We start from the raw sequence: 13,007 nt of genomic DNA, 5'->3' as shown, positions 1-13,007 counted from the left end.
TATCTTATGAAAAAAACAGGAAAAATCCTTCTGGGATGCCTGCTTGCAGCTTCTGTCTTCATGACAGCCTGCGGCGGTTCCAAGAGCAGCAGCTCTGCAGACAACACACAGACCGAAGCTGGTAAAACGGAAGGCAGCGCGGCTGCAGGTTCCAGCGATGGCATCATCCGTGCAGCGATGAAGGCTGACATCACATCTTTGGATCCGCATGACCACAACGATGTACAGTCTTCTTACGTAACCCGCCACATCTACAGCAACCTGGTTCGTGTCAATGAGAACAATGAGGTTGTCGGCGATCTGGCAGAGAGCTGGGATTACGCAGATGACACAACCGTAAACTTCAAATTAAAAGAGGGTGTAACCTTCTCTGACGGCACTCCGCTGACCGCTGAGGATGTAAAGTTCTCCCTGGAGAGACTGAAAGCATCTGCAAAGGTTGGACATCTGGCAGCCATGATCGATTCCGTAGAAGTTGTGGATGACTTAAACTTCATCATCCATATGAATCAGCCGTCTAACGCACTGCTTACTTCCCTGGCTCACTCCGGCGGCGCAATCATGTGCAAGAGTTATGTGGAAAAACTGGAGAGCGAAGGCAAGAAGGTTGCAGACGCACCGATGGGAAGCGGTCCATACACGTTCGTTTCCTGGATGCCGGGCTCCAGCGTTGAGCTGAAGAAAAACCCGAACTACTTCGATGAAGAGCGTGCCGCAAAGAATGAAGGCATCATCTTAAAGGCAATCTCCGAGGAGACTTCCAGAACCATCGCATTGGAGAACGGCGAGGTTGACCTGCTCTTAGACGTTGGAAGCAACGATGCACAGAAGATCCGTGACAACGAGAACCTGGCTCTGGATGAGTATGAGTCTTCCCAGATCGAGATGATGAACTTAAATACTTCCAAGGCTCCGTTCGACAATGTTTTAGTAAGACAGGCCATGAACTATGCCATCAACAAGGAGGATGTTCTGATCGTTGCGATCAATGGCGAAGGTACTACCGTAGACGGTTACCTGGCACCAGGTGCGATCGGCTACAAGGATACCGCTGTAAAATACGAGTACAATCCGGAAAAGGCAAAAGAACTGTTAGCTGAGGCTGGCTACGCAGATGGATTTACCTTTACCGCATATCTCTCAAACGATACCCGTGCAAGAAGTGCAACTGCAGTTCAGGCAAACTTACAGCAGATCGGCATCACCATGAACATCGAGCAGATGGAGGCTTCCACATTCTTCGAGAAGACCGGTAACGGTGAGCACGATGCATGCTTTTCCGGCTGGGTAGCAAACGCAGAGCCGGATAACACCTACCGTCCGCTGTTCATGAGCACCAATGCAGGTGCAGGCGGAAACCGTGCATTCTACAAGAATCCGGATGTAGACGCACTGATCGATGATGCTGCAACCAACCGCGATGAAGCAAAGGTTGATGAGGATTACAAGGAGATCACCAAGACGATTTCCGAGGATGCGATCTGGGTTCCGTTATATTCCCAGACTGGCTTTATCGCAAGAAATAAAGATCTGCAGGGAGTTGAGATTTCTTCCTTCAGCATGCATGTTCTGTCCGGTGCACATTACGAGTAAGCACCACAGGAAAATTTGAATGAAATGCATGAAAAGCACATCCCGTATGGGTATGTGCTTTTCATGTTTTGTTGCTTTGCATATCAGAGAGGCGCCAGAGGTATCCTGGCTGATCCCTGCAATGGCAAAACGGCTACAAGGTTTTTATAGACCGCGAAATTTCGCAGAACAATAAGGAAGGAGTTGCGAAATGCATAAGTATATCATCAAGCGTCTGCTGATGCTGATCCCGGTTATCATCGGTGTATCATTTCTGGTGTTTTTTATCATGTCACTGGCTCCAGGTGATACTGCCCGCACCATTCTCGGTGAGACAGCCCCGATTGAGGCGGTAGAAGCTTTGCGGGAGGAACTGGGACTGAATGATCCGGTTCTGGTCCGGTATTTTCATTATATGGTAAATCTGCTTCACGGTGATCTGGGCGAATCTTATAAGTCCGGTCAGCCGGTATTCAATGAGGTTATGACACGTTTCCCGGCAACCATTAAGCTGGCTTTCTGGGGTATGCTGTTTGCTGTGGTATTATCCATTCCGGTGGGCATCATCTCCGCGACCAAGCAGTATTCCCTGACCGACAGCATCAGCATGGTCCTGGCTCTTTTGGGCGTTGCGACCCCGAACTTCTGGCTGGGCCTGATGCTCATCATTGGTTTTTCTTTGCATTTAAAATGGTTCCCGTCCGGTGGTGATGAGACCTGGCGTTCCCTGGTGCTTCCGGTCATTACACTGGGTACCGGCTGTATGGCGAGCATTACCCGTATCACCCGTTCCTCCATGCTGGAGGTCATCCGTCAGGATTACATCCGTACCGCGAAGGCAAAGGGTGTGAACCGCCGCGTGGTTGTGTACAAGCATGCGTTAAAGAATGCGCTGATTCCGGTTGTTACGGTCATTGGTCTGCAGTTTGGTTCCCTGCTTGGCGGTGCAGTCTTAACGGAGGCTGTATTCTCCTGGCCGGGTGTTGGTACCTATCTGGTAAACAGCATCAAGGCGAAGGACACCCCGGCGGTACTGGGCTGTGTAATCATCTTCTGTATCTGCTTTAGTATTGTAAACCTGGTGGTCGATATCCTGTACGGATACATTGACCCGCGGATCAAATCAAAATACAAATAGGAGGTGAAGAAGATGGTAAGAGTAGCAACGACAAATAAAAAACGCAGCATGGCAGCCGATGTATGGCACAGACTGAAACGAAACCGTATGGCTATGGTTGGTCTGGTTGTCTTGCTGATTCTGGTATTCATGGCTGTTTTTGCAGACGTGATCGCAGATTATGACACCAAGGTTATCGCACAGGATATCAAAAACCGTCTTCAGGGCCCGAGTATGGCACACTGGTGCGGCACCGATGAGTTCGGCCGTGATATTTTTGCCCGTCTTGTCCATGGCTCCCGTGTTTCCCTGGTCGTAGGCCTGATCTCCGTGAGTATTTCCCTGACCATCGGTGGTATGCTGGGAGCGGTCGCAGGTTATTACGGCGGCAAGATCGACAACATCATCATGCGTATCATGGATATCTTTCTGGCAGTTCCAAGTATCCTGCTGGCTATGACCATTGTTGCGGCACTGGGAACCAGCCTGGTAAACGTGATGCTGGCGATCGGAGTATCCGGTGTGCCGCAGTATGCCCGTATTGTGCGCGCATCCGTTATGAGTATCAAGGATCAGGAATTCGTTGAGGCATCCCGCGCGATCGGTGCGAAGAGCCCGACCACCATTTTCCGTGAGATCCTTCCCAACTGCCTGGCACCGATCATCGTTCAGGCAACTTTATCCGTGGCAAGTGCGATTCTTTCTACGGCATCCTTAAGCTTTATCGGCCTTGGCGTACAGCCGCCGTCTCCGGAATGGGGCGCAATGCTGTCCGGCGGACGCGGTTATTTAAGAGATGCCCTGCACTTAACGTTATTCCCGGGTCTTGCGATTGTCATTACGATCCTGGCACTGAACCTTCTGGGCGACGGTCTGCGTGATGCGCTGGATCCACGTTTAAAACAGTAGGAGGTATATCATGGAACAGAAAAATTATACTGTTGATATTGAAAACCTTTCCGTCCGGTATACCACATCCGACGGCGTGGTGGAAGCGGTCAACGGCATAGATTTAAAGATTGAAAAAGGAAAAACACTGGGACTGGTAGGAGAGACCGGTGCGGGCAAGACCACTACGGCGCTGTCCATTCTCCGCCTGATCCCGAATCCGCCGGGCAAGATCACCGGAGGCGTGATTCGTCTGGAGGGAAACAATATTTTTGAATACAGTGAAGACGAGATGGAATCCATCCGCGGCAAGCAGGTTTCCATGATCTTCCAGGACCCGATGACTTCCTTAAACCCGGTTATGACCGTAGGCGACCAGATCGCGGAGGAGATCCAGCTTCATGAGAAGAAGATGTCCAAGAAGGAAGCCATGGACAAGGCACGCGAAATGCTGGAAATGGTTGGAATCCCGGGACAGCGTGCGGATGAGTACCCGCATCAGTTCTCCGGCGGTATGAAACAGCGTGTTGTCATTGCAATGGCTCTGGTCTGCAACCCGGATCTTCTGATCGCGGACGAACCAACCACGGCACTGGATGTGACCATTCAGGCACAGGTGCTGGATCTGATGCAGAAATTAAAAGAGCAGTATCAGACCTCCATGCTCATGATCACCCATGATCTGGGTATCGTGGCAGAGGTATGTGATGAGGTCAGCATTATGTACGCAGGACAGATCGTGGAGCACGGCAATCTGGTAGATATTTTTGAGAATACCGCGCATCCGTATACCGAAGGTCTGTTTGGCTCCCTGCCGGATATCGAAAACCGTGAAGAAGAGCTTCACCCGATTCCGGGACTGATGCCGGACCCGACCAATCTGCCGAGTGGCTGTCCGTTCCATCCGCGCTGCAAATATGCAACGGAGCTTTGCAAAACCAGAAAACCGGTTCAGACGAAGCTGTCTGAGACCCATATGGCTGCATGCCTGGCATACGAAGAGGGAACCGGAGTTGTAGTAGGAGGAAAGCACAATGTCTGAGCCGATCTTAGAAGTCAAAAACCTGAAAAAATATTTTAATACCCCGGGCGGTGTACTCCATGCAGTCGATGACATCAGCTTTACTCTGGAAAAAGGAAAGATCCTTGGCGTGGTAGGCGAGTCCGGCTGCGGAAAATCCACGATGGGTCGTGCTATTCTCCGTCTGCATGAGCCGACCTCCGGCGAGGTAATCTTTGATGGACGCGATATCACGAAGGTTTCCTTAGAGGAGATGCGCAAACTCCGCTCCGATATGCAGATCGTATTCCAGGATCCGTTTGCATCCCTGAATCCGAGAAAATCGGTCAGCGAGATCATTGGAGAGCCGCTGCGCCTGCACCATATTTACCGCACCAAAGCGGAGCGCGAAAACCGTGTACGCGAGCTGATGGAAGTCGTAGGACTGGCAGAGCGACTTGTGAACAGCTATCCGCATGAGCTGGACGGCGGACGCCGTCAGCGAATCGGAATTGCCCGCGCGCTGGCACTGAATCCGAAGTTCATTGTCTGCGATGAGCCGGTATCTGCACTGGACGTATCCATTCAGGCACAGATCTTAAACCTGCTTAAGCAGTTAAAGAAAGAGATGGGACTGACCTACATGTTCATCACCCATGATCTGTCGGTTGTCAATTACTTCTCCGATGATATCATGGTTATGTATTTAGGAAAGATGGTTGAGTACGCACCGTCTGCAGAACTCTTCCAGAATCCGACCCATCCGTATACCAAAGCGCTGTTATCTGCAATTCCGCTTCCGCGCCTTGGCGAGAAGAAAAAACGAATCCTGTTAAAAGGTGAGATCACTTCCCCGATCAATCCGAAGCCGGGCTGTCGTTTTGCACCGCGCTGCATGTATGCCGAGGACCGCTGCTTTGCGGAGTCTCCGGAGTTAAAAGACATGGGCAACGGACACAAAGTAGCCTGCCACTTCTGCGAGAAGTTTTATCAGAAATAAAAGCGGCCGCACAGACCGCTGCAAAGGAGATACAACGATGGAAATCAGAATCGACAAACAATTTATTGGTGACTGTTTCCGGGACTTTGTCAATGTACCAAGCCCGGTCAGCTACTATGATGAGATTCTGCCGCTGATCGAAGAGTACGCCGCAAAGTTCGGCCAGACTGTGACCTACGACAGAAAAAACACTGCTTACATTACGTTAGACGGTGAGGATAATTCCAAAACGGTTATGATCGGTGCCCATATGGATACGCTTGGTCTGATCGTGAGAAAGATCGAGAAAGACGGTACCCTGCGGGTACGTCAGCTTGGCGGTGTGTCGTTCCAGAGCATTGAGGGCGAGACGGTAACCGTGCATGCAAGAAACGGGAAAAAATATACGGGCCTTTTTGTCTGCCAGTCCCATTCCACCCATGTATTTGATGATGCCAGAACCCTCGAGCGCGATGAAAATACCATGATGATCAGCCTGGATGAGAAGGTTGAGAGCAGAGAAGATGTCCTGGCTCTTGGTATCCGCCACGGCGATGTGGTATCGTTTGAGCCGCATTGCAATATCCTGGACAATGGCTATGTGAAGTCCCGTTTCATCGATGATAAGATGGCGGTTGCAGCTGTATTTGCAGCCCTGAAATTCATGACGGAGAATGGTTTCAAGCCAAAATACCGGACCCTGCTTTCTTTCCCGTTCTACGAGGAGATCAACCACGGCGGTGCTTATATCCCGTCTGAAGTAGAGGAGTTTGTAGCAATCGATATCGGCCTCATCGGACCGGATTACGATGGAAATGAGCATGCAGTCAGCATCTGCGTAAAAGATAATTTCTCTCCGCATGACCGGAACTTAACCGGCAAGATCATCGCGGAGGCAGAGGCGAACGGTATCAACCATGCGATCGATATTTTCTATCGCTATGGTACCGACGCCAATGCAGCTGTACGTGCCGGAAACAATGTCCGCGCAGCAGCGTTCGGCATGGCATGCTACTGCAGCCATGGCATGGAACGCACCCATTTAGACGGGGTTGTGGAGACTGCGAAACTGGCCGTCGCTTACATGATGGAATTAAAATAGTCAAACTGGCTGCTGCCTGCGAAATGCAGGAACAGCAGCGAAGTGAGAAATGCGAGAAAAAGTGAGATAAAAAAGTAAGATAAAAATACAGGATTACAAATGGCGGATATTTACAATTTGCTGATTTTCGTGTATACTATAAAAGCTGTTTTGCATGTTGCGGAATTCCGCATGCAGGACAGCTTTCAGGAGATATACCCAAGTGGCTGAAGGGTCCGCACTCGAAATGCGGTAGGTCGGGCAACCGGCGCGAGAGTTCAAATCTCTCTATCTCCGTATAAGACCGGAATTCCCCGGATAGAAAACGGGAGTTCCGGTCTTTTTGTATTTCCGCAGGCAGCAAGTCAACGTTCATGCTTGTATGAAGCTTTGGCGCCTGCCGCGATCCCCCATATCCAGAAAACAAAGGAGAACAAACTTATGAGCATCAGAGTTGGTATTTTAGGTTACGGTAACTTAGGAAAGGGCGTTGAGAGCGCAATTGCCCAGAACGCTGACATGGAGCTGGCAGCAGTCTTCACCCGCAGAAACCCGGAGAGCGTGAAGGTCCGCACCGCAGGTGTGAAGGTTCTTCATGCAGATGAACTTTCCCATATGCAGGATGAGCTGGATGTCCTGATCCTCTGCGGCGGCAGCGCAACCGATCTTCCGGTTCAGACTCCGCAGTACGCTTCCATGTACAATGTAGTAGACAGTTTCGACACCCACGCAAGAATCCCGGAGCATTTCGCAGCAGTCGATGCAGCAGCAAAGAAAGCCGGCAAAGTCAGTCTCATCTCCTGCGGCTGGGATCCAGGTATGTTCTCCTTAAACCGTCTGTACGCAAACTGCGTTCTGCCGGAAGGCAAGGATTACACTTTCTGGGGCAAGGGCGTCAGCCAGGGACATTCTGACGCAGTACGCCGCATCGAGGGCGTAAAGGACTGCAGACAGTACACCATCCCGGTAGAAAGCGCCGTTGAGGCAGTCAGAAGCGGTTCCAATCCAGAACTGACCACCAGAGAAAAACACACCAGAGAGTGCTTCGTAGTCGCAGAGGAAGGCGCAGATCTTGCGAAGATCGAGAACGAGATCAAGACCATGCCGAACTACTTCTCCGATTATGACACCACTGTACACTTCATCACCGAGGAGGAGATGAAGCGTGACCACAGCGGACTTCCGCACGGCGGCATGGTGATCCGCACCGGTGTGACCGGCATGGAGAAAGAGCACAAGCATGTGATCGAGTACAGCTTAAAGCTGGATTCCAATCCGGAGTTTACCGGTTCTGTCATCGTGGCTTACGCAAGAGCAGTTAGCCGCATGAACAAAGAGGGCATGAGCGGATGCAAGACCGTATTTGATGTTGCACCGGCATACCTTTCCCCGAAGAGCGCAGAAGAGCTGCGCGCACATATGCTGTAAAATATAACAGTTTAACACAGTAAATATCAATAAGTCCGAAAGCCCCCGCCCCGCCATGCGTAACCGCATTCACGCGAATTTTCGCCCGTTTTGCTCCGCCGCCTATTGACCGTTCCTCCGCTAACTCGCTCACTGCGTTCGCTCAGACAGAGCTCCGAAACGGTCACTATGCTCACAAAACGGGCAAAATTCGCTAAAAGAATGCGCTTACGCATGGCGGGGCTGGGGCTTCCTACTATACTGGCTCCATTACATATAAAAAACCTGCAACCATTACTGAAACGGCGAAAATAGGATAACTATCGGCAAAATCAGTAATGGTTGCAGGCTTTTTCGTACGCAGCGGTGCCAAAAAAGTAGGGCGTGTATGAGTCTGACTTCTGGAATTTTCAGCATATCAGTTGTTTCGCCTCTTGAGCACACATGTCCGAATGCAGCGGATGTAAATCCGATGCAGGCGAACATGTGTCAGCGAAAGCAAGCGAACAACGATATGTGAAAATGGAGGAAGTCAGACTCGTACACGCTCGGACCTTCTATTTGTTACTGTGCGATATTGTTTAAATAAGACTTTATCGGATCTGGAAAGTGTGATAAGATTTTCCGTAGACAGGATTAAACGTAGAAGGAGGACTGGACTTCCATGATCAAACTGGTGGTATCAGATATAGATGGAACGTTGTTAGAGGACGGAGGACATGAACTGAATCCGGAGCTGTTTGAGGTGATTTTGAAGCTGCGGGAGAAGGGCATGCAGTTTGCGGCTGCCAGCGGCAGACAGTGGGCGAGCATTGAGCAGGTGTTTGACCCGATCAAGGAAAAGATTTTTTATCTGTCTGATAATGGTGCTTATGTGGGGTGTCATGGAAGACAGTTGTTTGTGCATCCGATCGAGCGTTCCCTGGTGGAAGAATTGGTGAAGGATATTCGGAAAGCCGGTCTTACGGTTATGGTAGGCGGACCGGATGTGGCTTATATGGAAAATCCGGATCCGGAGTTTGAGGACTGGATCTTGAATGGCTACAAATTCCAGGCAAAGAGTGTGGCAGATGTGCTGGTCGTGGATGACCAGTTTATTAAGGTGTCGGCATACCGCAAGACTGATATTGAAGCGCATACAAAAGAACTGCGCGAAAAATACGGAGACCGTTTGAAGATGACCATTTCTGGTGATATGTGGCTGGATTGTATGGCAACCGGTGTGAATAAGGGCGAGGCAGTGAAACTGCTGCAGGAGAGTCTGGGCATTTTGCCGGAGGAGACCATTGCGTTTGGTGACCAGTTAAACGATATCGAGATGCTGGGACGTGCTTATTACAGCTTTGCCATCGGAAATGCAAGACCGGAGGTAAAGGCAGCCGCCCGGTTTGAGGCCGATACCAATGTGCGGGACGGTGCGCTGAAAATTTTGAAGCTGTTGTTGTAAATGGTATCCTATGTGTGGGTGAGAAAGTGACACATGAAAGAACATGGAAAAGTTATGCCAGACAGGTCAAAATGGTTGTTTGAAAAAAGTGTACCGGTAACGGTGTTGCTATGAATATAGAAGGATTTCGATAAATATGGAAAAGAAACTGGTATGTCCCAATTGCGGGGAGCCCTTTGAAATCGATGAAAAGGGCTATGCGGCGATCGCAAAGCAGGTGCGGGACAGGGAATTTAAGGAAGAACTGAGCCGCCAGCAGGCTTCGTTTGAGTCGGAAAAGAAAACGGCGCTGGAACTTGCAAAGGCGCAGACCGCAGAAAATTATGAGAAGCAGCTGGCAGCACGAGAGGCAGAAATACTGAAGCTGAAGGCTCAGAGTGAGCAGGCAGGGAAAGCACAGGAACTGGCAGTCACAAAGGCTGAGGCAGCAATAAAGGAACAGCTGCAGGAACAGATTCAGAGTCAGCAAAAGGAGCTTACAGAGCTGAAAGCACAGGCAGAACTTGCAAAAACGCAGGCGGAGCTGGCTGGAAAGCAGGCTGCGAAGCAGGAGCAAACGCTGCGGGAGAGTTATGATGTGCGGCTGAAGCAGCAGCAGGAAAACTACGGCATGCAGCTGAAACAGCAGCGGGAAAGCTATGCCGTGCAGTTGGAGCAGCAGAAGGAGAATTATGGAGCACAGCTCAAACAGCAGCAGGACTCCATGGCGGAGCTGAAAGCGCGTTACGAGGAACAGTTAAAGCAGCAGGAGCAGGCCATGAAGGAACGCTACGAGGCGGAGCAAAAACTTCAGGAACAGGCTGTGAAAGAGCGGTATGAGATCCAGCTGAAAGACAAGGAAGAGATGATCGAATACTACCGGGACTTAAAGGCGAAGCAGTCTACGAAGATGGTGGGTGAGACTTTAGAGCAGCATTGTGAGGTATCCTTTAACCAGGTGCGCGCGATCGGCTTTCAGAACGCTTATTTCGAAAAAGACAATGAAGTCTCAAAGAGCGGCAGCAAGGGCGATTACATTTTTCGTGATTACGATGAAAATGGATTGGAATACATCTCGATCATGTTTGAGATGAAGAATGAGAACGAGACCACTGCGACCAAGCATAAAAACGCAGATTTCTTAAAGGAACTGGACAAAGACCGGAAAGAAAAGGGCTGCGAGTATGCGGTTCTGGTGACTTTGCTGGAGGCGGACAATGATTTTTACAATACCGGGATTGTGGATATGTCCCACAAGTATCCGAAGATGTATGTGATCCGCCCGCAGTTTTTTATCCAGATCATCACGATCTTACGCAATGCGGCCATGAATTCGCTGCAGTATAAGCGGGAACTGGAGGCTGTGCGCAACCAGAATCTGGATATTACCCATTTTGAGGAAAAGCTTCTGGATTTTAAGGATAAGTTCGGCCGCAACTACACGCTGGCGAGCGATCGCTTCCAGAAGGCGATCGACGAGATTGATAAGACCATCGATCACTTGCAGAAGGTGAAGGATAATCTGCTGGCTTCGGAAAACAATCTGCGTCTGGCAAACAACAAGCTGGACGATCTGACCATCAAGAAGCTGACCTGGAAGAATCCGACGATGCAGGAGAAATTTGCTGAGGCACGGGCGGAAAGACTTTCTGAGCGTGAAGCAGCATCCGGGGAACAGCAAAGCGGGCAGAAATAGAAACAGAAGTGGAATGGAAAGTATGACAGATCAAAACATAGAGCGAACGGCTCAGAAAATAGAGAAAATAACCCAGAGAACAGAGACAGACTGGGAACAGCGAAGCATACAAAACAGAAAAAACAGAACAGACAGAAAAAACAGAACAGGCAACTGGAACGCAGGCAGGTGTACAATCAGAAAATGGCTGGCAGCGATTCTGGCAATGATTCAGATTTTTCTTCTCACAGCCTGCAGCGTAAATCTTCCCATGGTTTCAGACAGCACCGAGACAGATGGTTACAGCGATGCACAGACCATGCTGATCATTGCCACGGAGCGCAACCGCTATCGCCAGGTTTACACGGACCAGATCTGGAATGTGGAGATCAGTGATGCCAAGACGCCGTTCCAGACGTATCTGCTGGATCAGATCCGCAGCTTTTTAGGAGAAGTGAAAACCATGAATCTTCTGGCAGATGAGCAGGGCCTAACGCTGAACAGCCAGGAGCGGGAGCAGTTAAAGCAGCTGGCAGACGATTATTATGATACGCTTACCGATGCGGATAAGGCTTACACCAAGGCAACCCGGGATGATGTCTATACGATGTATGAGGCATACCATCGTGCAAACCGGATCGTGGACGAGTTGACGAAGGACGTCAGTCTGGAGATCAGCGACAGCGAGGCGCGTGTCATCCAGGTACAGGAGATCGCGGTCAGCGAAGAAAGCAAAGCACAGGAACTGTATGACCAGTTGACCAACAGTGGAGCAGATTTTGCAGCCACAGCAAGAAAGGAATCGGAAAATCCGGACATTGAGATTTCTGTGGGACGGGGAGAACGGGAAGCTTCCTATGAAGAGCCTGTTTTTGCTTTGGAAAGCGGACAGATCACCGAGCCATTTTCCTACCAGGGAAAGTGGTATCTGGTGAAATGCGTGAATGATTTTGATGAGGAAGCAACACTGGAGCGGAAAAACAAGCTGGCGCTGGAGCGGAAAAATCAGGCCTTTCATAGCATTTACGATTCCTTTGCCGCGGAACATCCTGTGGAAATCCAGGGAAGCATCTGGAATAAGGTTTCGTTAAGTGATGGTGCGGACTGCACCACGTCGGACTTCTTTGAGCGGTACCAGGAATCGATGGGCCAGTAAGAAAATCCGTAACACAGAAACAAGGCAGCAAAACAGAAACACAGGATCAGTAAAACAGAAACAGCAAAAACAGAAACACTGGATCAACAAAACAGAAACAGCAAAAGCAGAAACAGCAAAAGCAGAAACAGCAAAACAGAAACAGCAAAACAGGGGGATTTGCGGATGATCGCATTAAAAATAGAAGATTTGAAAAGCTTCACGGCACAGCTGTTTATGGGGGAAACATTCGATGGCTGGCTGGTGCGGGAGGCGAACATTGTTACATTTAACAGCTTTACCATAGACGGGCATATTCGCCAGGGCTATTACTCAGACGAAGAACTTGAGGCAAACCGCGTGGAAGAGTTTTCTTCCTGGAAGATGCTTCGTCCCATCTGCTATTCCCTGATCAAGGGGAAGCGGCTTCCAGAAAGCTTTCAGATCACGCTGCAGCTTTCCCCGGAGGAAAACGAGAAGTTCCTAAGACGTGTGAAGCCGGATTTTCCGGTGGACCAGCTGGCGGCTTTGTATCTGAATATCCGCTATGAAAACCATGCAGCGTCCTGCGTGACCGGGACGTCGCTGAACGTTTTTACGCTGGACAGGCAGATCGAGCATGAGTGGGACGATACGGTCCGCAGATATTTCAAAAAGCTGCAGATCCCGTACGTATCTGCCGAGTAGTGAGATGGTTCATGCAGTGCAAATAACAACAGGCTGATGC

11 protein-coding genes and 1 tRNA gene are annotated in these 13,007 nt (G+C 50.0%); all 12 read left to right on the top strand.

Annotated elements, in window-relative coordinates:
* Positions 1-6 precede the first annotated feature (6 nt).
* Positions 7-1,593: an ABC transporter substrate-binding protein gene (locus DXB18_RS04520; protein WP_118541828.1), complete on the top strand. Its 1,587-nt coding sequence runs from the start codon at positions 7-9 to the stop codon at positions 1,591-1,593.
* Positions 1,594-1,783: 190 nt separating this feature from the next.
* Entirely contained in the window at positions 1,784-2,710 is a 927-nt protein-coding gene (gene nikB / locus DXB18_RS04515) for a nickel ABC transporter permease (protein WP_118541830.1), read from the top strand.
* 12 nt (positions 2,711-2,722) lie between these two features.
* A complete protein-coding gene (locus DXB18_RS04510; RefSeq protein ID WP_118541832.1) occupies positions 2,723-3,598 on the top strand; it encodes an ABC transporter permease in 876 nt (291 codons plus the stop codon).
* A gap of 10 nt (positions 3,599-3,608) precedes the next feature.
* Positions 3,609-4,619 (top strand): ABC transporter ATP-binding protein, encoded by a 1,011-nt coding sequence (locus DXB18_RS04505; RefSeq protein WP_118541834.1) that lies wholly within the window; start codon positions 3,609-3,611, stop codon positions 4,617-4,619.
* Positions 4,612-5,577, top strand: a complete 966-nt coding sequence (locus DXB18_RS04500) for an ABC transporter ATP-binding protein (RefSeq protein WP_118541836.1) — start codon at positions 4,612-4,614, stop codon at positions 5,575-5,577. Before DXB18_RS04505 ends, DXB18_RS04500 begins: the two co-directional genes overlap by 8 nt.
* Before the next feature lie 37 nt (positions 5,578-5,614).
* Positions 5,615-6,658 (top strand): M42 family metallopeptidase, encoded by a 1,044-nt coding sequence (locus DXB18_RS04495; RefSeq protein WP_118706249.1) that lies wholly within the window; start codon positions 5,615-5,617, stop codon positions 6,656-6,658.
* A 188-nt stretch (positions 6,659-6,846) separates the two neighbouring features.
* Positions 6,847-6,934 (top strand) — tRNA-Ser (locus DXB18_RS04490).
* A 144-nt stretch (positions 6,935-7,078) separates the two neighbouring features.
* Positions 7,079-8,065, top strand: coding sequence for a diaminopimelate dehydrogenase (locus DXB18_RS04485; RefSeq protein ID WP_118541840.1), 987 nt, complete (start codon positions 7,079-7,081; stop codon positions 8,063-8,065).
* A 643-nt stretch (positions 8,066-8,708) separates the two neighbouring features.
* Positions 8,709-9,491: an HAD family hydrolase gene (locus DXB18_RS04480; RefSeq protein WP_118706247.1), complete on the top strand. Its 783-nt coding sequence runs from the start codon at positions 8,709-8,711 to the stop codon at positions 9,489-9,491.
* Positions 9,492-9,627: 136 nt separating this feature from the next.
* Positions 9,628-11,166, top strand: coding sequence for a DUF2130 domain-containing protein (locus tag DXB18_RS04475; protein ID WP_118706245.1), 1,539 nt, complete (start codon positions 9,628-9,630; stop codon positions 11,164-11,166).
* Between the two features lie 205 nt (positions 11,167-11,371).
* Entirely contained in the window at positions 11,372-12,301 is a 930-nt protein-coding gene (locus tag DXB18_RS04470) for a peptidylprolyl isomerase (protein WP_182430472.1), read from the top strand.
* A 165-nt stretch (positions 12,302-12,466) separates the two neighbouring features.
* Entirely contained in the window at positions 12,467-12,967 is a 501-nt protein-coding gene (locus DXB18_RS04465; RefSeq protein ID WP_118706241.1) for a DUF5721 family protein, read from the top strand.
* Positions 12,968-13,007: the final 40 nt, after the last annotated feature.

This window comes from Clostridium sp. OM02-18AC (assembly GCF_003481825.1).
GTDB lineage: Bacteria > Bacillota > Clostridia > Lachnospirales > Lachnospiraceae > Brotaphodocola.
Note: the sequence above shows the minus strand (reverse complement) of the source record. Positions and strands in the feature narration are given on the sequence as shown.